Raw genomic sequence first — 26,357 nt, forward strand, 5'->3', positions numbered from 1 at the left:
GGACGCCAACAGGCGCCCGAAGCGTCTTTTTATGACCATTCAGTTCTGCCATATCGGCGAATACAGACCGGGAGACGCTAGGCATCGGCTGCTGGTTGCAGCCGCGTGCGTACCGCACCGCGGCGGTTCTGGCCGTAGGCTCGCACGCAGTTGCGCCCGGCACTCTTGGCGCTGTAGAGCGCCTGGTCCGCAGCCTTGATCACATCCTCCGGGCTGCGTTGTATCGGCAGGCGCTCGGCCACACCGATGCTGATGGTTACCGAAACCTGATCACGGCTGCCGCTGCCACGCCGACGCTTGCCCTGCTGCGCATCCTTGGGTCGGCTGGCCTTGTCGCGCAGCTGAATGACGTATCCTTCCACCGCCTGACGCACAGCTTCGAGGTGCGGCAGACAGTCCTGCAGATCGCGGCCAGGGAACACCAGGGTGAACTCCTCGCCGCCATACCGGTAAGCACGACCACCACCACCGATCTTGCGCAGCCGGCTCGCCACCAGCCGCAACACCTGATCGCCGACATCGTGGCCATGGGTATCGTTGAAAGCCTTGAAGTGATCCACATCGGCCATGGCGATGACGTATTGCCGCCCGAGTCGCTGCAGCCGTTCGTTCAAGGCCCGCCGGCCCGGCAGGCCGGTGAGCTCGTCGCGGAACGCCATCTGGTAGGCTTCCTGGGCAATCGATACCACCAGGATCAGCATCACCTGGCTGCTCAGCACGTTCAGCGCACCGGGCTGACTGAAGACCTGCGGCAGCATCAGCAGCAAGCCGACCAACGCAATGAACTGTGCCGCATGCACCGGTCTCGGCTGCCGGACGTACTGCACCACCAGCACCACGAAGGCCAGCAGAAACAGCGGATAGGCCAGCTGGATCAAGTTGAGCCAGTCGGCATGCAGAAACGGCCAGCGTACCTCGGTCAACCAGGCCAGCAGCCCTTCGGGAAACCGCCGCGCCAGCGCCAGCGCGACCACACACACCACGAGCAGTACGGCCAGCCGCGCGCTCCCCTCCTGCAGCAGCTGGCTCCGTTCCTGCCATGCGCCATACAGACCATAGAACACCGGTAACAGTACGCAGCACAGATGAAAAGTCAGCGCAGCCTCCGGCAGCACGGCGCCTGTTGCCCGGTAGTGATCTGCCTGGGTATCGAGCAGAAAATAGACCAGATACACGACCAGCAGCAGAAAGGCCTCACGCATCCGCCCATAGGCGATGCAGAACGCCGCGCCCAGCAGCAGGAGCACGGTCGGCAATACGTTGAACAGCGAAGTGAAGAATTCGTTGAGGCTCGGTTGCCGTGCAGCCACCAGCCCACCCACCAGCAAAGCCAGCGGCGAGTAGAAATGACTGAAGCGCACAGCGGACAGACGAGGCACGAAGATCCCGAAGGTTGAGCATAAGGGTCAGGCATTTTGCCAGCACGCGACCACTCATTCATCCCACCGCAAGAAAAACTGCGATTCCAGAGGCTATTTCCGCCGAAATCACTCACAACCCTGTCTCCAGAAAAGACAAAACCCCGCTCCGGGGAGCGAGGTTCTGTCATCAACCCCGGCCCGCTGCCGAAGCAGCGGCCTTGGTCACGGCAGCTTAATAGCCCAGCTCGAAATGAGCTTCGTCCATGTCCATCAGGTTGTCGGCACCGGAGAGCATGGTTTCAACATGCGCGCGGGTGCGTGGCAGGATGCGCTGGAAGTAGAAGCGCGCCGTCTGCACCTTGGCAGTGTAGAAGCCGTCGGTGTCTTCGCCGGCTGCGATCTTCTCGGAGGCCAGACGCGCCATGTCCGCCCAGAAATAGGCCAGGCAGGCATAACCGCAGTACATCAGGTAGTCCACCGAAGCGGCACCGACTTCCTCGCGGTTCTTCATGGCAGCCATGCCGACCTTCATGGTCAGGTCGCCCCATTCCTTGTTCAGCCTGGCCAGCGGCTCGATGAACTGCTTGATCGACTCGTTGCCTTCGTTGGCCTGGCAGAACTTGTGCACCACCTTGGTGAAGCCCTTGAGCGCTTCACCCTGGGTCATCAGCACCTTGCGGCCCAACAGGTCGAGCGCCTGGATGCCGGTCGTACCTTCGTACAGGCAGGAGATACGGCTGTCGCGCACGTTCTGCTCCATGCCCCACTCGGCGATGAAGCCGTGGCCACCGTAGACCTGCACGCCGTGGTTGGCGGCCTCGAAGCCCACTTCGGTCATGAACGCCTTGGCGATCGGGGTGAGGAAGGCCAGCATGGCGTCGGCGGCCTTGCGCTGCTCCTCGTCCTGGCTGCGCTGAGTGATGTCGACCTGCTTGGCGGCGAAGTAGAGCATCGCGCGGTTGCCTTCGGCGAAGGCCTTCATGGTCAGCAGCATGCGGCGCACATCCGGGTGCACGATGATCGGGTCAGCAGCTTTCTCAGGCGCTTTCGGGCCGGTCAGCGAGCGCATCTGCAGACGCTCGCGAGCGTACCTGATGCCACCCTGGAAACCGATCTCGGCATGGGCCAGGCCCTGCAGGGCGGTTCCCAGACGCGCGGTGTTCATGAAGGTGAACATGCAGTTCAGGCCTTTGTTCGGCGGGCCGATCAGAAAACCCGTGGCGCTGTCGAAGTTCATCACGCAGGTGGAGTTGCCGTGAATGCCCATCTTGTGTTCCAGCGAACCGCAGGACACACCGTTGCGCTCGCCAACGCCGCCGTCCGCGCCCGGCATGAACTTCGGCACGATGAACAGCGAAATGCCCTTGGTGCCTTCCGGCGCATCGGGCAGGCGGGCCAGGACGATATGGACGATGTTCTCGGCCATGTCGTGCTCGCCCGCGGAAATGAATATCTTGGTGCCGCTGACCTTGTAGCTGCCGTCCGCCTGAGGTTCGGCCTTGGTACGCAGCATGCCCAGGTCGGTGCCGCAATGCGGCTCGGTCAGGCACATGGTGCCGGTCCACTCGCCGGTTACCAGCTTGGTCAGGTAGGTCTGCTGCTGCTCGGGCGTGCCGTGGGCGTGCAGGGTATTCATGGCCCCGTGGGACAGGCCGGGGTACATGCCCCAGGACCAGTTCGCTTCACCGATCATCTCGCTGATGGCCATGCCGAGGGATTCCGGCAGGCCCTGGCCGCCGTGCTCGACATCGTGGGCCAGGCTTGGCCAGCCGCCTTCGACGAACTGCTGGTAGGCTTCCTTGAAGCCGGTCGGCGTCTTCACACCGGACTCGCTCCAAGTGCAGCCTTCCATGTCGCCGACACGATTGAGCGGCGCCAGCACCTGCTCACAGAACTTGGCGCCTTCATCGAGGATGGCGTTGACCATGTCCGGGGTGGCGTCTTCACAACCCGGCAGGCTCTGGTAATGCGCCTCGTAACCGAGCAGCTCGTCACGTACGAAGCGGATATCGCGCAAGGGGGCCTTGTAGTCGGGCATAGCGTAAACCTCAGCGGTGGGTTCTTTTTGAACAAGTGACGATTGAATGCTCAATCGTTGGTTTGAATAGTGACCGGCGACAGCACACACCAGATCAAACAGGCGTTTGAAACATACGTTTCGGCCTGAACGATGTCAAGCCGTGATCGGAACACCGTAATCGGCATCCTTTTGGTTTTGCAAAGAAAGAGCAAGGGTGCCGCGGACGGGCGCTTGCCAGCCGGCCTGGAAGGCCGGCGATTCAGGCGGTGGTATTGATCAGGGTTCCGAGTACCTCGTCGGCACTCTGGATCATCCGCACACCGGCGTTGGCCGCGTGCTCGCCGACTTTCATCTGAACGAGTTGCTCGGTCAGCTCGGCCACTTCATTCAAGGCTTGGGACGTGTCGGCGACAGGCAGGCTGGCACCGGCAATCGTCGCACCGGCCTGGTCGATACGCTGCTGCCCGGCCTGAAAAGCACCGAGACCGGACGAGATAAGGCTGTTGATTTCCATGAGGCTGCTCCCGCAATCAGCTGGCCATCATTGAAGCAGAGACAGCGCTCTGCCGCTAGTGACACCTGGTTATAACACGCGGGTGGTTATGCCGCACCAGGCCGATCAGCGCAGCAGCCGCAGATCGAGCGAGCGCGCGACCTCAGCCGCATTGGCTACCGGCAAACGCGGCACCCGCCCCAGGCACGGCGCCTGGAGCCGTTCGGCCAGGGTCGCGAGGTTCTCTTCCAGCCGCGGCGTCGCCGGATCGACGATATTGGCGACCCAGCCGGCCAGGCGCAGGCCGTCGCGTTCGATGGCCTCCATGCTGAGCTGCGCATGGTTGATGCAGCCCAGGCGCACGCCCACCACCAGGATCACCGGCAGCCCCAGCAGCAGCGCCAGGTCGGACAGATTCTCGCGGCCCGCCAGGGGTACGCGCCAGCCACCCGCGCCTTCAACCAGAGAGAAGTCCGCCTGCAGCGCCAGCATCCGCCGAACCGGTTCGGCCAGACGGGCGGCGCTCAGCTCGATACCGGCCTCACGGGCAGCCAGGTGCGGTGCGATGGCCGGTTCGAAGGCGAAGGGATTGACCGCCTCGTAGCGCATCGGCAGCGTGCATTCGGCCAACAACGCCAGCGCGTCGCTGTTGCGCAGCCCTCCGTCCGTGCGCTCACAGCCGGAGGCCACCGGCTTCGCCGCAGCCGTGCTGAACCCTGCCTGCCGCGCCGCATGCAGCAGGCCGGCGGCGATGGTGGTCTTGCCGACCTCGGTATCGGTGCCGGTGACGAAGAAGGCCGCAGCCATGTCAGGATTCCTTGCGCAGCACGCCATACACCACCTGATAGGTGGCCGGCAGCCCGGATGGCGTGCGGAATTGTTCGTAGGCCGCGATCAGCGCGCGAATCCGCGCCGGGCCGGTGAGCCCGCCAGGACGGCCAGGGTTGAGGTTGTGTGCGCCCAGCGCCTTGAGTTCGTGGGTCAGCTGGCGCAGTTCGGCGAAATGCAGCACCTGCGGCTGCACCTCGATGCCGGACAGTTGCAGGCCGCTGTCGGCACACAGCCGCCGGTAGGTGTCGCGCGTGCGGAAGCGATTGACGTGGGCGAAGCCGTCCACCGCCTGCCAGCTGTCGCGCAGCTCCTGCAGGGTGCCGCTGCACAGGCTGCTGAAGGCGAAGATGCCGCCGGAGCGCAGCACACGCGCGGCCTCGTCCAGCACTGCCGCAAAATTCTCACACCACTGCAGGGCCAGGCTGGAGAAGATCAGGTCGACGCACCCATCGCGCAGCGGCAGGCATTCGGCATCGCCGGCGACGAAAGCACTGGCGCCCCCCTGCGGCCTGGCGTGACGCAACATGCCTTCGGCAATATCCAGCGCCATGCCTTCGCCTTGGGGAAAGCCCTGAGCCAGACGACGAGAGAAATAACCGGTACCACAGCCCAGGTCGAGCCAGCGCGCCGGCTGCAGACCATCCGGCAGGCGATCGATCAGGCTTTGGCCGACCGCACGCTGCAACTCGGCCACGGCGTCATAGCTGGCGGCGGCGCGGGAAAACGACGCGGCGACGCGGCGCTTGTCCGGCAGCGCAGCGGAGTCGGCGGCAGCGTTCATCCACGGTGCTCCTGGATAAAGCCTGCCACCAGCACTGCCAGTTCATCAGCCTGCTCCAGCGGCAGGGCATGGCTGGCCTTTTCCAGCACGTCTATGCGGGCGCCGGGTAGCCAGTTGCGTAGCGCCCCGGCAGCGGCCACCGGCACCAGCGCATCGTCTCCGGCGAATATGTGCAATTGCGGCCCGAAGTAACCATGCAGCGCCTCGCGGCCATCCAGTTGCGCCAGCAGTTGCAGGCCCGCATCCAGCATCACCACCGGCAGTTGCAACTGACTGACCTGCAGCTGCCGGGCCAGGGTGCGCGCATCGAAGGCGCCACGGCTGCACAGCGAGCGAAAGCGCTTCAGGGTTTGCTCGGGATCGAGCCGGAAGGCTTCCTGGAAGGCATCGAAGATATCCGCCGCCATCGCCTCAGGCCATTGTGGGCGGGCACGGAAACAGGGATTGCTGGCGATGGTAATGAGACCTGGGCAGACATCGACGCGCCGCGACGCCAACCCGGTCGCCAACATGCCGCCCAGCGACCAGCCGGCGAGCCAGGCATCGCGCGGCAGGCGGCGATCCAGCTCATCCAGCCAGGCGTCGGCCTCGGCCAGTTCCGGCAATGCTTCGATGCTTACCTCAAGGTTCGGCGCCTGCTGGCTCAGCGCCTCGCACAACGGCTGCAACGCCGCCGCGCCGAACGCCCAGCCGGGCAACAGAATCAGCTGATCACGCATGTGCTTCAGGCTCCTCGGCCAATCGATTCCAGCATTCGGCCAGGACTTCCAGCAGATGTTCCACCTGCGCCTCGCCATGCGACGCACTGAAGGTGACACGCAGTCGCGCACTGCCGGCCGGTACCGTTGGCGGACGAATCGCGCCGACCAGGATGCCACGCGCCCTGAGCGCAGCGGACAATGCCAGGGCGCGCTCGCTGCTGCCGATCAGGATTGGCTGGATCGGCGTCGAGCTGTCCATCAGGGTCAGACCGATATCGGCGGCGCCCTGGCGGAAGCGCGCGATCAGCCGGTTCAGGTGTTCACGACGCCAGTGTTCGCTGCGCAGCAACTCCAGGCTTTTCAGCGTTGCGCAAGCGACAGCCGGCGGCTGGCTGGTGGTATAGATATAGGGGCGGGCGAACTGGATCAGCGTCTCGATCAGCTCCTCGCTGCCGGCGACGAAGGCACCTGCCGTGCCGAAGGCCTTGCCCAGGGTGCCGACCAGTACCGGCACCTCGTCGAGGCCCAAGCCAAAATGCTCGACGATACCGCCACCGGTCGCGCCCAACGGGCCGAAGCCATGGGCGTCATCGACCATCACCCAGGCGTTGCGCTGCTTCGCTTCGGCGCAGATCGCCGGCAGATCGGCCAGGTCGCCGTCCATGCTGAATACGCCATCGGTGACCACCAGCGTATTGCCACAGGCCTTCTCCAGGCGCTTGGCCAGGCTCGTCGCATCGTTGTGCAGATAGCGCGAGAAGCGCGCGCCGCTGAGCAGCCCGGCATCCAGCAGCGAGGCATGGTTGATGCGGTCTTCCAGCACCGTATCGCCCTGCCCGACCAGCGCCGTGACGGCGGCGAGGTTGGCCATATAGCCGGTGGAAAACAGCAACGCGCGCGGCCTGCCGGTAAACTCGGCCAGCGCCTCCTCCAATTCATGATGTGGCGTGCCATGGCCGATCACCAGATGCGAGGCACCGCCACCGACACCCCAGCGTTCGGCCCCCTGGCGCATCGCATGGATCACTTCGGGGTGATTGGCCAGGCCCAGGTAGTCGTTGGAACAGAAGGCCAGCAGCCGCTCGCCATCGACCACCACCTCGGGCATCTGCGGGCTTTGCAGCAACGGGCGCTGGCGATAGAGGTGCTCGGCACGGCGGGCGGCGAGGCGGGAAGCGAGATCGAAAGGCATAAAGGCTCGATAAAAGCGGCTGGACGCTAGAGGCTGGACGAAAGAACCCTCTCGTCCAGCCTTCAGCCTCAAGCCTTCAGCGGCTTTTTATAGTGCAGCGTTATAGAACAGCTTCGAATCGCGCTGCTCCATCAGCGCCTGCTCGATAGCGGCCTGATGCACTTCATCGTCGTGCTCTTCACGCGCTTCGGGCTGGATGCCCAGGCGCTTGAACAGCAGCATGTCCTTGTCGGCCTGCGGGTTGCCGGTGGTCAGTAGTTTCTCGCCGTAGAAGATCGAATTGGCGCCGGCGAGGAAGGCCAGGGCCTGCATCTGCTCGTTCATCTGCTCGCGACCGGCGGACAGGCGCACGTGGGACTTGGGCATCATGATCCGCGCCACGGCGAGCATGCGAATGAAGTCGAAGGGGTCGACGTCCTGCTCTTCGGCCAGCGGCGTGCCCTTCACCTTGACCAGCATGTTGATCGGCACCGACTCGGGATGCTCCGGCAGGTTGGCCAGTTGGATCAGCAGGCCGGCGCGGTCGTCCAGTGACTCGCCCATGCCGAGGATGCCGCCGGAGCAGATCTTCATCCCCGCATCGCGCACGTAGCTCAGCGTCTCCAGGCGATCGCCATAGGTGCGCGTGGTGATGATGTTGCCGTAGAACTCCGGCGAGGTATCGAGGTTGTGGTTGTAGTAGTCGAGCCCGGCGGCGGCCAGCGCGCGCGTCTGCTCCTGATCGAGCTTGCCCAGGGTCATGCAGGTTTCCAGGCCCAGGGCCTTCACGCCTTCGACCATCTTCAGCACGTAGGGCATGTCCTTGGCGGACGGATGCTTCCAGGCCGCGCCCATGCAGAAGCGCGTCGAGCCGATGGCCTTGGCTTCAGCCGCCGCCTCCAGCACCTTCTGCACCTCCATCAGCTTTTCCTTGTCCAGGCCGGTGTTGTAGTGGCCGGACTGCGGGCAGTACTTGCAGTCTTCCGGGCAGGCGCCGGTCTTGATCGACAGCAGGGTGGACACCTGCACACGGTTGGCGTCGAAGTGCCGGCGATGCACGCCTTGCGCCTGAAACAGCAGATCGTTGAAGGGTTGCTCGAAGAGCGCCCTGACCTCGGCGAGGCTCCAGTCGTGGCGGGTGGCGCAAGCGGCAGTGGCGCTCATGGGGCATTCCTTGTAAATAGGGTTCTTGGCACGGATGCGAAATGGTTAGCCAAGCCGAAGACACTGTCAACCAGGAAAGGAATCATGGTTTACAACTGGTTAAGAATCGAACACTACTGCCCACTCTGCGATGACCGCTGCGAAGACGCCCATTCGCTGTGTGACGCCTGCGAAGCCGATCTGCCGTGGCTCGGCGGGCAATGCTCAATCTGCGCACTGCCGCTACCCGCCGCCGGCATGACCTGCGGCCAGTGCCTGAAGCGCCCGCCCGCATTCGATCATGTGGTCGCCCCCTGGCGCTTCGACTTCCCCATAGACAGCCTGATTACCCGCTTCAAGCACCAGTCGCGTTGGCCGTTCGGGCGGCTGCTGGCCGAGCAACTGGCGCAGCACCTCTTACATCTCTTCGACGAAGGCCTGCCGCGCCCGAGCGCACTGCTGCCGGTGCCTCTGGCGCGCAAACGGCTGCGCCAGCGCGGCTTCAACCAGGCAGCGATGCTGGCCGACTGGCTAAGCCCCGCGCTGAAGATTACGGTGCGCAACGACCTTCTGCTGCGCATCCAGGACACGCCGCCCCAACAGCAACTGGACGCCGCGGCCCGACACAGCAACCTGCGCCGCGCCTTTGCCCTGCCTGACGAACAACCGCTGCGCGATCAGCATTTCGCCATCATCGATGACGTGCTCACCACCGGCGCCACCGCCGAAGCGCTGGCGCGGCTGCTGAAACGAGCCGGCGCAGCACGGGTGGATATCTACTGCCTTGCGCGCACGCCCAAACCGGGTGACTGACTGAACTGCAAACTCAAGGCGGCTGAGCGCCGGTTGTTTAAAAGCCCCGGTGCAATACACTGATCGGCCCATTCGCGGAGCCGACCATGAGCCATCCCTTCGACACACTCACGCCGGACCTTGTGCTCGATGCCGTGGAAAGTGCCGGCTATATCAGCGATGCGCGCGTGCTGGCGCTGAACAGTTACGAAAATCGCGTTTACCAGGTGGGCATCGAGGACGAAACCCCGCTGATCGCCAAGTTCTACCGCCCTGGACGCTGGAGCGACGAAGCCATTGCCGAAGAGCATCGGTTCAGCCTTGAACTGGCCGAGCGGGAAATCCCGGTGGTGGCGCCGCTGGCGCGTGACGGCAAAACCCTGTTCGAGCATGCCGGCTTTCGCTTCGCGCTGTTCCCCCGGCGTGGCGGTCGCGCGCCCGAGCCGGGCAACCTCGACCAGCTCTATCGCCTGGGACAGCTGCTCGGGCGCATGCATGCGGTCAGCGCCAGCCGCACCTTCGAGCACCGGCAGACCCTCGACGCGCAGAGCTTCGGCCACGACTCGCTGGCGACCCTGCTGGACGGCGGCTTCATCCCGAAGAGCCTGCTGCCGGCTTACGAGTCCGTGGCGCGTGATCTGCTCAAGCGGGTCGACGATGTGTTTGCACAAACCGACTTCCAGCCGATCCGCCTGCATGGCGACTGCCACCCCGGCAATATCCTCGCCCGCGACGACGCCTTTTATCTGGTCGATCTGGATGACTGCCGCATGGGGCCTTCGGTGCAGGACATCTGGATGATGCTCGCCGGCGAGCGTCACGAGCGCCTCGGGCAGCTCTCGGAGCTGGTCGAGGGTTACAACGAATTCCACGACTTCGCCCCGCGCGAACTGCCGCTGATCGAAGCCCTGCGCGCCCTGCGCCTGCTGCACTACAGCGCCTGGCTGGCCCGCCGCTGGGACGATCCGGCTTTTCCGATGAGCTTTCCCTGGTTCGGCAGCGAACGCTACTGGGGCGACCAGGTGCTGATATTGCGCGAACAGATATCGGCGTTGCAGGAGGAGCCGTTGAAGCTGTTCTGAAGGCGAGGCTAACGACTTGCGGCGGACGAACGAGACATAGGATTTTTGCGGCATCTGCTCGTCGGATTACGCCTTCGGCTAATTCGACCTACGAAAAACCTGACCGCCCTACGGGTCTACGACTGTTTTTCTTCGATCAGCCAATCCAGCCGCCAGCCGCCTTCGCTCTGCGCCAGTTGCTCGGCCAGCCAGGGCAGCAGTTCGCGCAACTCGTCTTCCAGCCCCCACGGCGGGTTGGCGATGGCCAGGCCCGAGCCGTTGAGGCGCAGGGATTCGTCGGTGGGATGGACGAACAGTTCGGCGCGCAGCAGCTTCGGCGCGCCGCTACGCGACAGCTCCTGGTAGAAGCGTTTGAGCTGGCGCTCGTCCTTGATCGGATACCAGATCACACCAATGGTCTGGCGCATGCGACCCAGCGCCTCCTTGAGCGCCGTCACGCAGCGGCTGAGCTCGTCGGCCTGCTCGAACGGCGGATCGATCAGCAGCACCACGCGCTTTTCCCGCGTCGGCATCAGCGCCCGCGGCACGTGCCAGCCTTCGCCCAGGTGTACCGCGACGCGCTCGTCAGCCATATTGTCCTTGAGCAGACGACCATCCTCGGGATGCTTTTCGTTGAGCTGCAGACGATCCTGCTGGCGCGTCAGCTGCCGCGCCAGCTCGGGCGAGCCGGGGTAATAGCGCAGCGTACCGTCGGGATTGAGCGAGCGGATCACGCCGAGGTAGTCGTCGAGCAGCGCAGGACGCGCATCGGCCCGCCAGATGCGCTCGATACCCTGCAACCACTCGCCGGTACGGCTGGCCTGATCGCCCGCCAGGTCGTAGAGGCCGATGCCGGCATGACTGTCGAGGTAGGCGAACGGCGTCTCCTTGCGCGACAGCAGGGCGAATATCCGGCTCAGGACCAGGTGTTTGAACACATCGGCATGGTTGCCGGCGTGGAAGGCGTGGCGGTAGTTCATCGGGCGCTCCTTAGGGTCTGTTGCCGTTTCATCGCAAACCGCGTTGCTGCGCCAAATGTCGCCAGGCAAGGCGCGGGACGCAGGCAATGGTTGTTCCCTTGCCAAGTCCCGCAACGCCGCCTGGCGACATTTGCCGCGCAACCCGAAGGGCCGGGCCTGTTTTGACGCGATGCGGCGTTTCTCGTCGTTTATTTGGAACAACCAAACCACACTCCTCGTGCCTTGCCTCGCGCCAAAACAGGCTCCGGCGCGGTCGCGAACGAAACGGCAACAGACCCTAGGAACCGCGCAGTTTACCGTGCCGCCCGGCACTGTGCAGGACGAACATGACCAATAACGTGTCCCTCATGGGTGCTGCGAACTACAGTGAGCGTTCCCTAAACCATGAACGGAGCTACCCCATGAGCCTGTGCGATCTACTCGGCACCGAACTTCCCATCATCCAGGCGCCCATGGCGGGGGCGCAGAACCATCTGCTGGCCGCCGCGGTATGCGAAGCCGGCGGCCTGGGCTCGATTCCGGCGGGCATGCTCGATGCCCAGGCACTGGAAAGCGAACTGAGTGCCATCGAGGCGCTGACCGACCGCCCCTACAACGTCAACTTCTTCTGCCACCAGACGCCAGCCAGCGACCCGGCGCGTATCGAGACCTGGCACGAACTGCTGGCGTCCTGGTTCGCAGAGTTCGGCATCGACCCGGCCAGCATTCCCGGTGGCCCGACCCGCCAGCCATTCGATGCGTCAATGGCCGAAGTACTGGAGCGTCATCGCCCGGCCCTGATCAGCTTCCATTTCGGCCTGCCGTCAACCGAGTTGCTGCAACGTGCCCGCGCCACCGGGGCGAAGATCGCCTCCAGCGCCACCACTCTGGAGGAAGGCCTCTGGCTGCAGCAGCACGGCGTCGATCTGGTGATCGCCCAGGGACTGGAAGCCGGCGGCCATCGCGGCATCTTCCTCAACGAGGATCTGACCACCCAGCTCGGCACCTTCGCCCTGCTGCCGCAACTGGTCGAAGCCCTCGATGTGCCGGTAGTCGCCGCCGGCGGCATCGCCGATGCCAAGGGTGTCGCCGCGGCCCAGGCGCTGGGCGCCGCCGGCGTACAGCCCGGCACCGCCTACCTGCTGTGCCCGGAAAGCCGCACCAGTGCCCTGCATCGCGCCGCGCTGAAAAGCCCGCGCGCCCGGCACACGGCACTGACCACACTGTTCACCGGGCGCCCGGCACGCGGCATTTTCAACCGGATCATGCACGAACTCGGCCCACTGCCCGACGGCGTGCCGGACTTCCCATTGGCTGGCAACGCCATCGGCGCGCTGCGACAAAAGACGGAAAGCCTCGACCTGGATCACTGCACACCGCTGTGGGCCGGGCAGAACGCCAGCGGCTGTCGCGAAATCCCGGCGGCGCAGCTGACCCGTGAGCTGGCCGCTGGCTGGACGGGCTGACAGCGGCGCGTCCTGTTCAGCCAACGAGCAGGCCTGCCAGGCCAGAGCAGCCAGACTTGATCATCATCAAGGCATATAGCCATCGCCTGATCAATGTTGTCCTCGGCTCGCCAACAGCGAGCCGAAGGGCTGCTCGCCTCATCAAAGGCCCAAACTATTCGGGTACCTCATGATGAGGTGTGCAGCGCCTCTAGATAAACCATGTCCAGTGACGTGTTGCGGTCCGTGAGGAGTGCCCCTTGTGGCAACGGCTTCAGACGCGATATCCGAGGTGCAGGCTGTTGTAGGTCGAATTAGCCGAAGGCGTAATCCGACAATCCAAAGGCGTACGACAGTCCATGCCTGACAGCAGCATGTAACGCATCTGGCCGGTCGTCTGTCGGGTCGGTGAAACATGACCCGGCCTACCAGATGCGACGAACCTTCTGTGGGAGTGCTCCAGCAACACGCAACAGGGACATGGCCGTGAAGAAGCCCCATAAACAAAACAAGGACAGTGGAACATTGAGCATGGCAAACATCATCCGGCAACTTCCGCTGCGCGTTTCGCTGATCATCCCGATCCTGTTCATTTCGACGCTGCTATTGGTCGTCATCCTCTGGCAGCTGGCGTTCGTCTACTGGCCGCAGGCGCAACAGGCGCAGGCCTATCAGACCGCCAACCTGATGTCGGACAACCTGCTGGAAGCCGCCGCCGAACAGGCGAAAGAGCGCGGATTCACGACAGGCTTGCTGGGCAGCGTCGCAGCTGTCGGGCGCAGCCAGGCCTCATTGGCGCAGATCCGTGAGGCTCGCCAAAAAGGCGATGCGGCGATGTCGCGAGCGCTCGAACTGGCCGACGAGTTGGTCGACAGCGGGTGGGCCGTGCAACAACTCACACAGAGCATCGCCAACGTCCGGCGCAATCAGGAGAACATCCACACCCTTCGCCAGCGGCTCGATACCGGCAATGCCATGGAGGCCGCCCACTGGGTCGGCGCCATGTCCGCACTGATCTCGGCAGGCGCGCGATTGCGCAACGATGCTTTTCTCCCCGACAGCGCACTCGCCAGCGCCGCCTTCAAGAACACCGAGCTCAAACAGTCGATCTGGCTGGCATCCGAATACGCCGGGCGCGAGCGCGCACAACTGGCCGTGATCATTGCCAGCCGCCAGCCACTGGATGCAGCAGCGCGTGAAAGCCTGCTGAGCAACCGCAACGTGGTCGATGCGCAGCTGACGTACCTCAAGGAAGTCGGACTGCCGTCCCTGGGCAGCGAGGCGAACCCGGCGATTGCCGATGCCTGGAAAAGGCTGCACGAGAGCTTTATCGCCGACTTCGAGAGCGTGCGCAGCCAGGTCTACGCCGCTGGCACCACGGGCAACTATCCACTTACCGACCGACAGTGGCTGGAGGCTGCCACGACGGCCATCGACAGCCTGCTCGCCTTCGGCCAGGTCATCAGCGGCAGCGCGGCGACCGATGCGGCCCAGGCCAACGATGAAGCCCTGCGCGGCTTCTGGGTGTCCATCGTCATGAGTGCGGGGGTGCTGCTGATCACTGCCGCATTGTTTGTGCTGGTCAGGACGATCTGCACTCGCCTGCAACTGTCGGTAGCCTCCATTCAGCAGGTCGAACGCGACAACGATCTCAGCCTGCGCCTGGACGAGGCCGGGCGTGACGAGCTGGCTCAGCTCGGGCGCGCCTACAACACCATGCTGGAACGCTTCGGCAACATTATCGAGGCGGTGAATGAAGCCGCCGCTACGGTCAGCAGCGGCACCGAACAGGTTGCGACCGCCGCCACGCAGACCGAAATGGGCGTCAGCCGCCAACGCGACGCCATCGCCCAGGTGGCCACTGCCATGACTGAAATCGCCGCCGTGGTGCAGGAGGTGGCGGGCAATACCAGCCTGGCGGCGCAAGCCACCCAGGAAACCGACATCCAGGCCCGCAGCGGTCGTGACGTGGTGCAGAACACCGCCAACAGTATCGATCAGCTGGCGCACGAAATCGGCCAGGCGGCCCAGACCATACGCAACCTGCAGACGGACAGCAGCCAGATCAGCGTGATCCTCAAAGTAATCAACAGCGTCGCCGAGCAAACCAACCTGCTGGCACTCAATGCCGCCATCGAAGCCGCTCGCGCCGGCGAACATGGGCGCGGTTTCGCGGTGGTCGCCGATGAGGTGCGCAGCCTGGCCACGCGGGTTGGCCAGTCCACCGAGGAAATCAACGCCATGATCAGCCTGCTACAGGACCAGGCGCACCAGGCGGTCGAGACGATGGAGCGCAGCCAGCAGGAGGCCGATGCCAGTGTCGCCCTGACCAGGGAGTCCGGCAGCGCCCTGCTGCGCATCGTTTCATCCGCCGAAACCATCAACCAGATGACGGCACAGATCGCCACCGCCGCCGAAGAGCAGAGCAGCGTTGCCATCGACATGGACCGCAGCATCTCCGAGATCGAGCTTATCGCCGAGGAAAGCACCAGGGCGGCCAGCGAGACGGTCAGCGCCGTGGAGGAAATCAGGCAGAGCATGTTGCGCTTGAAGCAACTGGTGGGGCAGTTCCGCGTGCAGGCGGCCTAGGGTCACGAGCCGCACAGGTGATGTACGGCGCTGTTTCTCGTAGGTCGGGGCACGCGCTATCGACACGACGTGCAGGCTCGAGGTCATCCGCAGGAATTACGCTCCCCATCGTCGGATTACGCCTTCGGAAACCCGGATTACGCCTTCGGCTAATCCAGGCTACGGTCTGGTGTAGGTCGGGGCACGCTTCACCGACCCGACGAGCGGGCTCGAGCTCATCCGCAGGATTACGCCCCGCATCGTCGGATTACGCCTTTGGCTAATCCGACCTACAATTCGTAGCGCACAGCAAGGGCGCCCGCGCCAGCTCGGCCAGGTTCGCCGAGCCGGTGCAGAAGCAGACGATGCGCAACTGCTCGATCAATATGCGAAAGTGCTCCACCACCGCCTCGCTGGAGATCAGCGCGCTTTCCAGCACGGCGGCGGCCTGGCCGACCAGGTTGGCGCCGAGACGGATCGCCTTGGCCGCATCGATGCCGTCGCGGATGCCGCCAGAGCCGATCACCACTGCATCCGGGCAGGCCCGACGTACTTCGGCGATGGCTTGCGCGGTGGGAATCCCCCAGTTTGCGAAGGCTTCGGACACGGCACGCTGCTGAGCATTGGCGGCACGCTCGCTCTCGACCGCCGCCCAGTTGGTGCCCCCGGCACCGGCCACATCCAGCACCGCAACGCCGGCATCCAGCAGTTGCCGGGCAACCCGCGCCGACAATCCCGAACCGACCTCCTTGACCACCAGTGGCGCCTCCAGAACGGCAGCCAGGCGCTCGATGGCACTCAGCACGCCGCGCCAGTCGCGGTCGCCACGATCCTGTACGGCCTCCTGCAGCGGGTTCAGGTGGATGATCAACGCATCGCCCCCGATCATTTCCAGTGCCCGGCGCGCCTGATCCACGCCATAGCCCCGCACCAGCTGCGCCGCTCCGATATTGCCGAGCAGCGGCACGCTCGGCGCCAGACGTCGCAGTTCGCGCGTCAAACCGGTGCCGTCGCCGCCCCGCTCCAGTGCAACCCGCTGCGAGCCCACCGCCAGGGCAATGCCCAACTCTTCGGCGGCCTCGGCAAGGTGATGATTGATCGCTTCGGCCCGCTTCGCCCCACCGGTCATCGAGCTGATCAGCAGCGGCGCGGCCAGCGGCTTGCCCAACAGGGAGGTGGAAAGGTCCACCGCCGCCAGGTCCAGCTCCGGCAGCGCGCAATGCTCGAAGTGCAGGCGTTCGAAACCACTGCCGACAACCGCTTTGGTGCGCTGCGACGCCAGGACGATATCCAGATGCTGGTTCTTGCGCGTCGTCAGTTCGGTTTCGTTCATGCGCTGCTTCCCCCTTGTCAGTTTGGAGCGCACGCAGGATGCCAGAAGTTCCCTGACAAAGGGCCAAAGGCCTGTTAACAGGCCTTTGAAGAACGTAGGCGAGGCAGGCATCCAACGCTGAACGGCTGCCTGGTTCTGATTTACTGACGCGCATGAATGCCTCTTGCCCAAGAGGCATTTTTTTTGACAGCCCGTCAAATCATCGGGTTAGAATCGCTGGCATGTCCCGTGCATAAGTTGCCGGGAAACCTTATTTTTTCCGGAGGCAGCATTTGGACGTCGGCAACCTCAACCACCTTTTTTTAGTCGGTGCCCTGTTGGTTGCTGCCAGTATCCTGATGAGCTCCCTGTCTGCGCGTCTGGGCGTACCGATTCTGGTCATCTTTCTCGGCGTCGGCATGCTGGCCGGAGTCGACGGCATCGGCGGCATCGTCTTCGAGGATTACCGCCTCGCCTTTATCATCAGCAACCTGGCGCTGGCGATTATTCTGCTCGACGGCGGCATGCGAACACGCAAGGCCACCTTCCGCGTCGCGCTCTGGCCATCAATGTCACTGGCTACCTTCGGCGTGGCGATCACCGCGGGCCTGACCGGCGTCGCCGCCACCTGGCTGTTCGACCTGCGCCTGATTGAAGGTCTGCTGATCGGTGCCATCGTTGGTTCCACGGACGCTGCGGTCGTGTTCAACCTGCTCAACGGCAAGGGCCTGAACGAACGTGTCGGCCCGACCCTTGAGATCGAATCGGGCAGCAACGACCCGATGGCGATGTTCCTCACCGTCACCCTGATCAGCATGATTGCCTCGGGGCAGACCTCATTCAGCTGGACCGTGCTGGTCAGCCTGATCCAGCAATTCGGTATCGGCATCGTGCTCGGCCTGGCGGGTGGCTGGCTGCTGCTGCTGCTGATCAATCGCCTCTCCGTAGCCGATGGCCTCTATCCCCTGCTGGCGGTCAGCGGCGGCATCATGATCTTCGCCTTGTCCGGCGCGGTGGGCGGCAGCGGCATCATCGCCGTGTATGTCTGCGGCCTGATGCTGGGCAACCGGCCAATTCGCAACCGTCACGGCATTCTGCACATGTTCGATGGCCTGGCCTGGCTCAGCCAGATCGGGATGTTTCTGGTGCTTGGCCTGCTGCTGACGCCCAGCGAACTACTGCCGATCGCCATTCCCGCCCTGCTCCTGTCGCTGTGGATGATCCTCATCGCGCGCCCGCTGTCGGTGTTCGTCGGCCTGTTGCCCTTCAAGAGCTTCAAACTGCGCGAGCGGCTGTTCATTTCCTGGATCGGCCTGCGTGGCGCGGTCCCGGTGATTCTGGCGGTATTCCCGCTGGTGGCCGGCCTCGACAATGCCCAGCTGTTTTTCAATGTCGCCTTCTTCATCGTGCTGGTCTCACTGCTGTTGCAGGGCACAACCCTCGGCTGGGCGGCAAAAAAGGCCAAGGTCGAAGTACCGCCGTCACCCGCGCCGATCTCTCGCACCGGCATACAGGTGCATACCACCAGCCAGTGGGAGCTTTTCATCTATCGTCTGACCACAAAGAAATGGTGCATCGGCGCGGCACTTCGCGAACTGAAGATGCCTCCGGGCACGCGCATCGCCGCCCTGTTTCGTGGTCACGCCCTGCTCCACCCGTCCGGCAGTACCCGGCTGCAGGAAAACGACATCCTCTGCGTCATCGGCCACGAAGACGACCTACCGGCGCTCGGCAAGCTGTTCAGTCAGGCGCCGCAACGTGGCCGGGACATGCGTTTCTTCGGTGATTTCATTCTCGAAGGCGACGCCGAACTGGGCGCCGTTGCAATGCTTTACGGCCTCAAGCTTGGCGATGTGGATGGCAATCAACCCATTGGCCAGTTCATCTCTGACAAGATCAGCAAACACACCGTCGTCGGTGACCAGGTGGAATGGAACGGGCTGATCTGGACCATTGCCGAGATGGATGGCGACGATGTACTCAAGGTCGGCCTGCGCTTCCCCGAAGCGGAAAAGCCCGGTCCGCAGCTGATGTTCTGACCTTCAGTCGCATGCACGGAACACTGAGGTCCCCGGGCTCGCACTCCTGATTCGCAGCCCGTAGACTCAGCGCTCGTTCAGTTCTTCGACGGCAGACATGTCCTTTTCACGCGTCTTTCTGCTGACCCTTCTGGTCAGCTTTCTGCACATTCCCGGCACTCTTCAGGCGCAGCCCTTCGACAGCCTGACCGGCGGCCAGCAGGCGGCCGAAAGCGAAGCCAGGCCGGCGCAACCCAGCCTGGCCGACCAGGTGAAACAGTACGCAGAGCAGACCACCGCCCGCAGCCAGCAGCTCGCAACCCTGCAGAAACAGCTGGCCCAGGCGCCCCAGGAAATCAGCACCGCCCAGCGCGATCTGGCCCGGCTCAAGGCAGGCCCGGCACCCGAGCCGAGCGAACGCTTCGCCACCCTGGGCGTCGCGGCGCTCGAGCAGCGCCTGGCCACCCGCCTTGCCGAGCTGAGCGAGTGGAACAAACAGCTGACCGATGCCAACAGCCTGATCATCACCGCCCAGACGCGTCCCGAGCGCTCCCAGGCGCAGATCAGCACCAGCCAGTCGCGCATTCAGGCGTTGCAGAATCGCCTCAAGAGCGGGCTCGACAATGGCAAGGCGATCAGCGATGAGCAGCGCAGCCTGTTCGAAGCGGAGATTGCCGCGCTGCAGGCCCAGATCGAACTGCGTCGCCAGGAGCTGTCAGGCAACAACCTGTTGCAGGATCTGGGCAAGGCCCGGCGCAACCTGCTCGCCGAGCGCATAACCCGCGCCGAGCAGGAAACCCAGGCCCTGCAGGGCCTGATCAATGCCAAGCGCCGCGCCGAGTCCGAGCAGACCGTGGCCGAGCTCTCGGCCAGGGCGCAGCTGGCCGGCTCCGACACGCTGCTGGCGGCTGAAAGCGCCGAGAACCTGAAGCTCTCCGACTATCTGCTGCGCGCCACCGAGCGGCTCAACCTGCTGAACCAGATGAACCTGCAGGCACGCCAGCAGCTCGACACCCTGAACCAGGCCGACCAGGCGCTGGAAGAGCAGATCGCCGTACTCGAAGGCAGCCTGCTGCTGTCCAGAATCCTCTACCAGCAGAAGCTCAACTTGCCCAAGGTGCAGCTGAACAAGAACCTCGCCGACGAAATCGCCGACCTGCGCCTCTACCAGTTCGAGCTGAACCAGGCGCGCGACCGTGCCGGCAACCCGCAAAGCTATGTCGATCAGCTGCTGGCGGGGCAGCCCGAGGAGCAGATCACGCCGCAACTGCGCAGCGCCCTGCTCGACCTGCTCAAGACCCGCAGCGAACTGCTGGACCGCCTGAACCGCGAGCTCAATGCGCTGCTCAACGAATCCATCACCCTGCAGCTGAACCAGAAACAACTGCACGACACCGCCCGCGCGCTGAGCGCCACGCTGGACGAGCAGATGTTCTGGATTCCCAGCAACAAGCCGCTGGACTTCAGCTGGCTGACCAGTTTCCCGCAACGCCTGGAGCGGCAACTGGGCACCATCGGCTGGCACTCGGCCCTGTCACAGATGGCTGCCGGACTGAAGGAGCGGCCCCTGCTCTTCCTGCCCCTGCTGCTGTCGATTGCCTGGCTGCTCTGGCGTCGCCGGATGATCAACGACAAGCTCGACGAGCTGAGCCGGGACGTGGGGCATTTTCGCAATGACAGCCAGCGGCATACGCCACTGGCGTTGCTGCTCAACGTGTTGCTGGCATTGCCCGGCGCCCTGTTTCTGACCCTGTGCGGCTATCTGCTGCAGATGGATGCGCGCGGGCAGAACCTGGGGCTGAGCGCGGCGATGTATCAGATGGCCCAGGCCTGGCTGGTGTTCTACACGGCCTACCGACTGTTGTCGCCAGGGCGGTTGGCCGAACTGCATTTCCGCTGGTCCCTGCCGCAGGTCGCCTTTCTGCGCAATGAAATCCGCCGCCTCGGCCTGGTGGTACTGGTGCTGGTGGTGGTCGTCAGCATCGCCGAGCAACAGCCGGCGAGCCTGGCCGAGGACGCCCTCGGACTGGTAGTCATCCTCACCTGTTACGCGCTGATGAGCTGGCGCCTGATGCGCATCCTGCTCAAGGGGCCGGCCAGCGAGAACGCACCACCGGCCCGGCTGTTTCTGGGGGTGATCTTCAGCCTGCTGCCGCTGGCGCTGATCGTGGTGGTCGGCACGGGCTACTATTACAGCGCGCTGAAACTCACCGAGCGCCTGATCGACACCCTCTACCTGCTGATGATCTGGATCGCCCTGGAATCCATGCTGGTCCGCTCGCTGACCATCGCTGCGCGGCGCCTGGCCTACCAGCGGGTCATGGACAGACGCCAGGCGGCGGAAGAGGAAGGCACAGGCGAGCACCTGGAAAACATCGAAGAACCCAACCTGGATATCGAGCAGGTCAACCAGCAATCGCTGCGCCTGACCCGCCTGGCCACCTTCGGCCTGTTCCTCGTGGCGCTTTACTGGGTCTGGTCAGACCTGATTTCGGTGGTGTCCTATCTGGATAATGTCGCGCTGTACGAATTCACCAGCGGTTCGGGCGATGCCCTGACGACCTCGGCCATCAGCCTCAACGACCTGCTCGGCGCCCTGGCCATCGGCGGCATCACCCTGATCCTGGCGCGCAACCTGCCGGGGCTGCTGGAGGTGCTGGTGCTCTCGCGCCTGCGCCTGGCGCCGGGCAGCGCCTACGCCACCGGCACGCTGCTGTCCTACACCCTGGTGGGCACCGGCATCGTCTCGGTGCTCTCGACCCTGGGGGTGAGCTGGGACAAGCTGCAGTGGCTGGTGGCCGCGCTTTCCGTGGGATTGGGCTTCGGCCTGCAGGAAATCTTCGCCAACTTCGTCTCCGGCCTGATCATCCTGTTCGAGAAGCCGGTGCGCATCGGCGACGTGGTGACCATCGGCAACCTGTCCGGCACCGTCAGCCGCATCCGCATCCGCGCGACCACCATCACCGATTTCGATCACAAGGAAATCATCGTTCCCAACAAGACCTTCGTCACCGACCAGCTGGTCAACTGGTCGCTGAGCGACACGGTCACGCGGGTGACCATCCGCATCGGCGTGGAATTCGGCTCCGACCTCGAACAGGTTCGCGAGCTGCTGTTCCAGGCCGCACGGGAAAACCCCCGCGTGCTGAAGGAGCCCGAACCCCAGGTGTTCTTTCTCAGTTTCGGCGACAGCCGCCTGGAACATGAGCTGCGCCTGCACGTCCGTGATCTGGCCGACCGCAACCCGGTGATCGACGAGATCAACCGCCGGGTCGATCGCGAATTCCGCGAGCGCGGCATCACCATCGCCTTCCGCCAGCTGGATGTGCACCTGAAAAACCGTGCGGGCCAGGAGCTGGCCTTGCCGGAGCGGCCAAACGAAGCGTAGGGCCGAACTTGTTCGGCCATGCCAGCTGACAACCCCGCCACTGGAGCGGGGTCATAATACGGGCGCCCTTTCGTCTCCCGTTACCCGCCGCGCACCTGGAGCTGCCGTGAAAACCCTGACCCAGCTGACCTTCGACAACCGCTTCGCCCGCCTGGGCGACACCTTTTCCACACCTGTGCAACCGCAGCCCCTGAGCGACCCGACGCTGGTGGTGGCGAGCGAGGCGGCCATGGCCCTGCTGGACCTGGACCCGGCACAGGCCGAGCTGCCGCTGTTCACCGAACTGTTCGCCGGGCACAAGCTGTGGTCCACCGCCGAGCCGCGCGCGATGGTCTATTCCGGCCACCAGTTCGGCAGCTACAACCCGCAGCTCGGCGATGGCCGTGGCCTGTTGCTCGGCGAGGTGCGCAACCAGGCCGGCGAATACTGGGACCTGCACCTCAAGGGAGCCGGGCAGACGCCCTACTCACGCATGGGCGACGGTCGCGCGGTGCTGCGCTCTTCGATTCGCGAGTTCCTCGCCAGCGAACACCTGCATGCACTCGGCATCCCCAGTTCGCGCGCGCTCTGCGTGACCGGTTCGAGCGAGCCGGTGTATCGCGAACGCCAGGAGCGAGGTGCCATGCTGCTGCGCCTGGCACCCAGCCATGTACGCTTCGGCCATTTCGAATTTTTCTACTACACCAGGCAGCACGAAGCGCTCAGGCAACTGTTCGATCATGTAATCGCGTGCCATTTCCCCGAATGCCTGGGACAGCCCGAGCCTGGTCAGGCGTTCTTCCAACAGGTGCTCGAACGCACCGCCGACATGATTGCCTACTGGCAGGCCTATGGTTTCTGCCACGGGGTAATGAACACCGACAACATGTCGATCCTTGGCATCACCTTCGACTTCGGCCCCTACGCCTTCCTCGACGACTTCGACGCCCGCTTCATCTGCAACCATTCCGACGACCAGGGCCGCTATTCCTTCGAGAACCAGGTGCCCATCGCCCACTGGAACCTCGCCGCCCTGGCCCAGGCGCTGACACCCTTCGTCGCAGTGGAGCAGCTACGCGAAACCATGAGCCTGTTCCTGCCCCGCTACGAAGCCGCCTGGCTCGACCTGATGCGCCAGCGCCTGGGCCTGCGCACGGTCGAAGAGGCCGACAAGGCGCTGGTACAACGCCTGCTGCAGCTGATGCAGGACAGCGCCATCGACTACACGCGCTTTTTCCGTGAACTCGGCGACAGCGCGCCCGAGCAGGCCTTGCGCCGGCTGCGGGAAGATTTCATCGATATCAAGGGCTTCGACGCCTGGGCCGAGCAATATCGACAGCGCTGCGAGCGTGAAGGCACTGCCCAGGCCGAACGCCAGGTGCGGATGCGCGCGGTCAATCCCAGGTACATCCTGCGCAACTACCTGGCCCAGCAGGCCATCGAAGCCGCCGAACAGGGCGACTACGGCCCGGTGCGCGAGCTGCACGCGGTACTCTCACGCCCCTTCGACGAACAACCCGGCATGCAGCGCTACGCCGAACGCCCACCGGAGTGGGGCAAGCATCTGGAGATCAGCTGTTCGTCGTGACAGGCCCGGTGGTTGTACAAGCGATACGACCGGTGCGAGGGAAGCGCCGTTGGCGATTCCATCCTACGAAGCATCGCCACCGTAGCCTGGATTAGCCGAAGGCGTAATCCGGGAGGAGCTCGGATACGTTACCCAGCGTTGTATGGATTCAAGGGCAGCGTGACGCGAAACAACGCACCCTGGCCTTCCTCGCTTTCCACCTGGATGCGGCCCCCATGGGCCTTGACGATCTGTTCGGCGATGAACAGACCAAGGCCCAGGCCCGCGCTGCTTTCACTGCCTTCGGCCCGTTCGAACTGATGGAAGATGCGTTCCAGGCTTTTCTGGCTGATGCCGATGCCACGATCACGCACCTCGATGCAGGCGCCTTCGGCGATGGCGCAGACGCTGACCTGCACCGGCTTGCCGGCGCCGTAGCGCATGGCGTTGGTGAGCAGGTTGGCCAGCACCTGCTCGATACGAAACTCGTCCCAGATGCCAAGCAGCGGCTCCGGTCGTTGAAACAACAGAGCGCAGCCACAGGCCTCCATCTGCGGCGCGAAGTTCTCCACCACGCTGGCCACCAGCTTGCCGAGATCGACCGTCGTCGGCCTGATCGACAGCTTGCCGGTGCGAATGCGCGATACATCGAGCATGTCGTCGATCAGGCGGATCAGGCTCTGGATCTGCCGCTCGTCCTTGTCCGCCATCTGTCGCAACCGCCCCTCGTCGAATGCCGCGAAGTTGTTGCGCGCCAGCTGCATCTGGCGCAACTGCACTTCGAGAATCAGCGTGTTGAGCGGCGTTTTCAGTTCATGGGAGACAATGGACATGAAGTCGTCGCGCATGCGCACGGCTTCCTCCAGCTCGGCCTTGGTGCTGCGCAGCTCGGTGAGCAGCACTTCCTGCTCGCGGCGGCTGCGTTCGAGCGCTTCGAGCTGGCGGGCCATGCGCTTGCGGTTACGGTACAGGTCGACGAACACGCTGACCTTGCTGCGCACCGCATGGGTGTCCAGCGGCTTGTGCATGAAGTCCACCGCGCCGCTCTCGTAGCCCTTGAATGCGTAGTTGAGTTCGCGCCCGGCGGCGCTGACGAAGACGATGGGAATCTGCTTGGTGCGCTCGGTGCCGCGCATCAGCTCGGCCAGTTGGAAGCCATCCATGCCGGGCATCTGTACGTCGAGAATGGCCAGGGCGAACTCATGACGCAACAACAGCTCCAGCGCCTGCTCCGCCGACTCGGCCTGATGCACATGGATGCCCGGCGCCCGCAGTACGGCATCCAGCGCCAGCAGGTTCTCCGGCAGGTCATCGACGATCAGCAGATTCGCTTCATCGGTGTGGTTGGGCATGGTCACTCCAGTTCGCGCAACAATCGCTGAATATCACGCAAGGGCAAAATATGGTCCGGCGCAAAGCGCTGGAGTGCTGCAAGCGGCATGCTGGACACCTCGGCCTCGGCGGGATCCTGAACGACGGTGAGACCGCCAGCCCGCGCAATCATCTCCAGACCAGCCGCCCCGTCCTCGTTGGCGCCGGTCAGCAGGATCCCGGCGACCCGCTCGTTCCAGGCATCGGCGGCGGATTCGAACAGCACATCGATCGAGGGGCGGGAAAAATGCACCGCATCATCCTGGCTGAGCGACAGGGTCAGGTCTGCCTCGACCAGCAGGTGATAGCCCGGCGCTGCAAAATACAGCGTTCCGCCGCCTAGCGCCTCCTTGTCGTCGGCCTCCTTGACCCGCAGCCCGGTCTTGCGCCGGAAGATCTCCACCAGTTGCGTCGGCCCGCTGTCGGGTACGTGCTGCACCACCAGCAGCGGCAGCCGGTATGTCGCCGGCAGGCCGCTGACCAGAGCGCTCAACGCAGCCAGTCCCCCCGCCGAGGTACCGATCACCACGGCATCCACTGCAGGTCGCTGGGCATGTGCGTTAGGGGCCAAGCCTTTCATAGCTTGCGAAAGATCCTCTGTTCCTTGTCGAAGGCATCGAAGCGGTCGCCACACGCGGAAAACTCGACGGTTTCCTTGCTGCCCAGGCCGAGAAAGCCGCGATGGCACAAGGAGTCGTGAAAGAGCTCGAAGGCCCTATTCTGCAGCGGCTTGTTGAAATAGATCAGTACATTGCGGCAGGAAATCAGCTGGGTTTCAGCGAACACGCTGTCAGTCGCCAGGCTGTGGTCGGCGAAGGTCATCTGCTCCTTCAGGGACTTGTCCATGATCGCCGAGTCATAGGCTGCCGTGTAATAGTCGCTGAGGCTGTGCCTGCCACCGGCCCGCTGGTAGTTGGCCGTGTACTGGCTCATGTCGGCGATATTGAAAATACCCTGGCGAGCACGCTCCAGCGAACGCGGATTGATATCGGTAGCATACAGAATGGTCCGCTCCAGCAGGCCCTCTTCCTTGAGCAGGATCGCCATCGAATAGACTTCCTCGCCGGTGCTGCAACCGGCAATCCAGATCTTCAGCGAGGGATAGGTGCGCAGCACCGGCACGACCTGTTCACGCAATGCCCGGTAATAACCGGGGTCACGAAACATCTCGCTGACCGGGATGGTGAGAAACTGCAACAGCTCCATGAATGCCTGGGCATCATAGAGAATCCGCCCCTGTAGCTGCGAGATGCTGTCGCACTTCATCTGCCGCAGCGCCAGCAGTACCCGGCGCTTGAGCGAAGCCTGGGAATAATCGCGAAAATCGTAGCTGTAGCGCAGGTAAATTGCTTCGATCAGCAGCTTCAGTTCGATGGCCTGGTTGCGCTCCGGCATA

The 26,357-nt window shown here is 64.0% G+C and carries 20 protein-coding genes; 7 read left to right on the forward strand and 13 right to left on the reverse strand.

All coding sequences use genetic code 11. From position 1 onward, the window contains the following. Nucleotides 1–77: 77 nt before the first annotated feature. The 8 genes from ACYCFC_RS14255 to bioB all read right to left on the reverse strand — a co-directional run bounded on the left by ACYCFC_RS14255 (nt 78) and on the right by bioB (nt 8,522). Nucleotides 78–1,379, reverse strand: coding sequence for a GGDEF domain-containing protein (locus tag ACYCFC_RS14255; RefSeq protein WP_459652011.1), 1,302 nt, complete (start codon nt 1,377–1,379; stop codon nt 78–80). A 214-nt stretch (nt 1,380–1,593) separates the two neighbouring features. Beyond that, nucleotides 1,594–3,399 (reverse strand): phenylacyl-CoA dehydrogenase, encoded by a 1,806-nt coding sequence (locus ACYCFC_RS14260; protein WP_181083764.1) that lies wholly within the window; start codon nt 3,397–3,399, stop codon nt 1,594–1,596. Nucleotides 3,400–3,640: 241 nt separating this feature from the next. Continuing rightward, nucleotides 3,641–3,895: a hypothetical protein gene (locus ACYCFC_RS14265; protein WP_181083762.1), complete on the reverse strand. Its 255-nt coding sequence runs from the start codon at nt 3,893–3,895 to the stop codon at nt 3,641–3,643. A 105-nt stretch (nt 3,896–4,000) separates the two neighbouring features. Continuing rightward, on the reverse strand, nt 4,001–4,681 hold the full coding sequence (gene bioD, locus ACYCFC_RS14270) for a dethiobiotin synthase (protein ID WP_459652012.1): 681 nt from the start codon (nt 4,679–4,681) through the stop codon (nt 4,001–4,003). 1 nt (nt 4,682) lies between these two features. Next, the gene (bioC, locus tag ACYCFC_RS14275) at nt 4,683–5,486 is read right to left on the reverse strand and encodes a malonyl-ACP O-methyltransferase BioC (RefSeq protein ID WP_459652013.1); all 804 of its coding nucleotides are present in this window, start codon (nt 5,484–5,486) and stop codon (nt 4,683–4,685) included. After that, nucleotides 5,483–6,205: an alpha/beta fold hydrolase gene (locus ACYCFC_RS14280; protein WP_181083756.1), complete on the reverse strand. Its 723-nt coding sequence runs from the start codon at nt 6,203–6,205 to the stop codon at nt 5,483–5,485. The genes bioC and ACYCFC_RS14280 overlap by 4 nt, the downstream gene beginning before the upstream one ends. Beyond that, nucleotides 6,198–7,379 carry an 8-amino-7-oxononanoate synthase gene (bioF, locus tag ACYCFC_RS14285; RefSeq protein WP_459652014.1) on the reverse strand — a complete coding sequence of 394 codons (1,182 nt, stop codon included), beginning with the start codon at nt 7,377–7,379 and terminating at the stop codon, nt 6,198–6,200. Before bioF ends, ACYCFC_RS14280 begins: the two co-directional genes overlap by 8 nt. A gap of 87 nt (nt 7,380–7,466) precedes the next feature. Continuing rightward, on the reverse strand, nt 7,467–8,522 hold the full coding sequence (bioB, locus tag ACYCFC_RS14290) for a biotin synthase BioB (RefSeq protein WP_181083752.1): 1,056 nt from the start codon (nt 8,520–8,522) through the stop codon (nt 7,467–7,469). Nucleotides 8,523–8,606: 84 nt separating this feature from the next. Between bioB and ACYCFC_RS14295 the strand changes: the two genes are divergently transcribed. Continuing rightward, the gene (locus ACYCFC_RS14295) at nt 8,607–9,314 is read left to right on the forward strand and encodes a ComF family protein (protein WP_181083750.1); all 708 of its coding nucleotides are present in this window, start codon (nt 8,607–8,609) and stop codon (nt 9,312–9,314) included. 86 nt (nt 9,315–9,400) lie between these two features. After that, complete coding sequence (locus tag ACYCFC_RS14300) at nt 9,401–10,375, forward strand: serine/threonine protein kinase (protein WP_181083748.1); 975 nt, start codon at nt 9,401–9,403, stop codon at nt 10,373–10,375. 116 nt (nt 10,376–10,491) lie between these two features. On the opposite strand, the gene ACYCFC_RS14305 is transcribed toward ACYCFC_RS14300, so the two are convergent. Then, nucleotides 10,492–11,334 (reverse strand): 23S rRNA (adenine(2030)-N(6))-methyltransferase RlmJ, encoded by an 843-nt coding sequence (locus tag ACYCFC_RS14305; protein WP_181083746.1) that lies wholly within the window; start codon nt 11,332–11,334, stop codon nt 10,492–10,494. Between the two features lie 401 nt (nt 11,335–11,735). On the opposite strand from ACYCFC_RS14305, the gene ACYCFC_RS14310 reads away from it, so the two are divergent. Continuing rightward, a complete protein-coding gene (locus ACYCFC_RS14310; RefSeq protein ID WP_181083744.1) occupies nt 11,736–12,779 on the forward strand; it encodes an NAD(P)H-dependent flavin oxidoreductase in 1,044 nt (347 codons plus the stop codon). A gap of 510 nt (nt 12,780–13,289) precedes the next feature. Then, on the forward strand, nt 13,290–15,347 hold the full coding sequence (locus ACYCFC_RS14315) for a methyl-accepting chemotaxis protein (RefSeq protein ID WP_459652015.1): 2,058 nt from the start codon (nt 13,290–13,292) through the stop codon (nt 15,345–15,347). A gap of 259 nt (nt 15,348–15,606) precedes the next feature. On the opposite strand, the gene fni is transcribed toward ACYCFC_RS14315, so the two are convergent. Next, a complete protein-coding gene (fni, locus tag ACYCFC_RS14320) occupies nt 15,607–16,659 on the reverse strand; it encodes a type 2 isopentenyl-diphosphate Delta-isomerase (protein WP_459652016.1) in 1,053 nt (350 codons plus the stop codon). A 272-nt stretch (nt 16,660–16,931) separates the two neighbouring features. Between fni and ACYCFC_RS14325 the strand changes: the two genes are divergently transcribed. From ACYCFC_RS14325 to selO, 3 genes are all read left to right on the forward strand, one after another. Continuing rightward, nucleotides 16,932–18,677, forward strand: coding sequence for a potassium/proton antiporter (locus ACYCFC_RS14325; protein WP_181083738.1), 1,746 nt, complete (start codon nt 16,932–16,934; stop codon nt 18,675–18,677). 97 nt (nt 18,678–18,774) lie between these two features. Then, nucleotides 18,775–22,044, forward strand: coding sequence for a mechanosensitive channel MscK (gene mscK, locus ACYCFC_RS14330; RefSeq protein ID WP_459652017.1), 3,270 nt, complete (start codon nt 18,775–18,777; stop codon nt 22,042–22,044). 106 nt (nt 22,045–22,150) lie between these two features. Continuing rightward, entirely contained in the window at nt 22,151–23,611 is a 1,461-nt protein-coding gene (gene selO, locus ACYCFC_RS14335) for a protein adenylyltransferase SelO (protein ID WP_181083734.1), read from the forward strand. Between the two features lie 128 nt (nt 23,612–23,739). Here selO and ACYCFC_RS14340 read toward each other — a convergent pair whose 3' ends face one another. From ACYCFC_RS14340 to ACYCFC_RS14350, 3 genes are read right to left on the reverse strand one after another with little or no spacing between them, the layout of a single operon-like run. After that, nucleotides 23,740–24,942 (reverse strand): hybrid sensor histidine kinase/response regulator, encoded by a 1,203-nt coding sequence (locus ACYCFC_RS14340; RefSeq protein ID WP_459652018.1) that lies wholly within the window; start codon nt 24,940–24,942, stop codon nt 23,740–23,742. Nucleotides 24,943–24,944: 2 nt separating this feature from the next. After that, nucleotides 24,945–25,541, reverse strand: a complete 597-nt coding sequence (locus ACYCFC_RS14345; RefSeq protein ID WP_459652019.1) for a chemotaxis protein CheB — start codon at nt 25,539–25,541, stop codon at nt 24,945–24,947. Then, complete coding sequence (locus tag ACYCFC_RS14350; RefSeq protein ID WP_181083728.1) at nt 25,538–26,356, reverse strand: CheR family methyltransferase; 819 nt, start codon at nt 26,354–26,356, stop codon at nt 25,538–25,540. The genes ACYCFC_RS14345 and ACYCFC_RS14350 overlap by 4 nt, the downstream gene beginning before the upstream one ends. Nucleotide 26,357 lies beyond the last annotated feature (1 nt).

It is taken from the genome of Stutzerimonas sp. NM35, assembly GCF_054604355.1.

Coding starts and splice junctions, on each gene's coding strand:
- ACYCFC_RS14260 (WP_181083764.1), bottom strand. CDS start 3,399: ATGCCCGACTACAAGGCCCCCTTGCGCGATATCCGCTTCGTACGTGAC.
- ACYCFC_RS14265 (WP_181083762.1), bottom strand. CDS start 3,895: ATGGAAATCAACAGCCTTATCTCGTCCGGTCTCGGTGCTTTTCAGGCC.
- bioD (WP_459652012.1), bottom strand. CDS start 4,681: ATGGCTGCGGCCTTCTTCGTCACCGGCACCGATACCGAGGTCGGCAAG.
- bioC (WP_459652013.1), bottom strand. CDS start 5,486: ATGAACGCTGCCGCCGACTCCGCTGCGCTGCCGGACAAGCGCCGCGTC.
- ACYCFC_RS14280 (WP_181083756.1), bottom strand. CDS start 6,205: ATGCGTGATCAGCTGATTCTGTTGCCCGGCTGGGCGTTCGGCGCGGCG.
- bioF (WP_459652014.1), bottom strand. CDS start 7,379: ATGCCTTTCGATCTCGCTTCCCGCCTCGCCGCCCGCCGTGCCGAGCAC.
- bioB (WP_181083752.1), bottom strand. CDS start 8,522: ATGAGCGCCACTGCCGCTTGCGCCACCCGCCACGACTGGAGCCTCGCC.
- ACYCFC_RS14295 (WP_181083750.1), top strand. CDS start 8,607: ATGGTTTACAACTGGTTAAGAATCGAACACTACTGCCCACTCTGCGAT.
- ACYCFC_RS14300 (WP_181083748.1), top strand. CDS start 9,401: ATGAGCCATCCCTTCGACACACTCACGCCGGACCTTGTGCTCGATGCC.
- ACYCFC_RS14305 (WP_181083746.1), bottom strand. CDS start 11,334: ATGAACTACCGCCACGCCTTCCACGCCGGCAACCATGCCGATGTGTTC.
- ACYCFC_RS14310 (WP_181083744.1), top strand. CDS start 11,736: ATGAGCCTGTGCGATCTACTCGGCACCGAACTTCCCATCATCCAGGCG.
- ACYCFC_RS14315 (WP_459652015.1), top strand. CDS start 13,290: ATGGCAAACATCATCCGGCAACTTCCGCTGCGCGTTTCGCTGATCATC.
- fni (WP_459652016.1), bottom strand. CDS start 16,659: ATGAACGAAACCGAACTGACGACGCGCAAGAACCAGCATCTGGATATC.
- mscK (WP_459652017.1), top strand. CDS start 18,775: ATGTCCTTTTCACGCGTCTTTCTGCTGACCCTTCTGGTCAGCTTTCTG.
- ACYCFC_RS14340 (WP_459652018.1), bottom strand. CDS start 24,942: ATGCCCAACCACACCGATGAAGCGAATCTGCTGATCGTCGATGACCTG.
- ACYCFC_RS14345 (WP_459652019.1), bottom strand. CDS start 25,541: ATGAAAGGCTTGGCCCCTAACGCACATGCCCAGCGACCTGCAGTGGAT.
- ACYCFC_RS14350 (WP_181083728.1), bottom strand. CDS start 26,356: ATGCCGGAGCGCAACCAGGCCATCGAACTGAAGCTGCTGATCGAAGCA.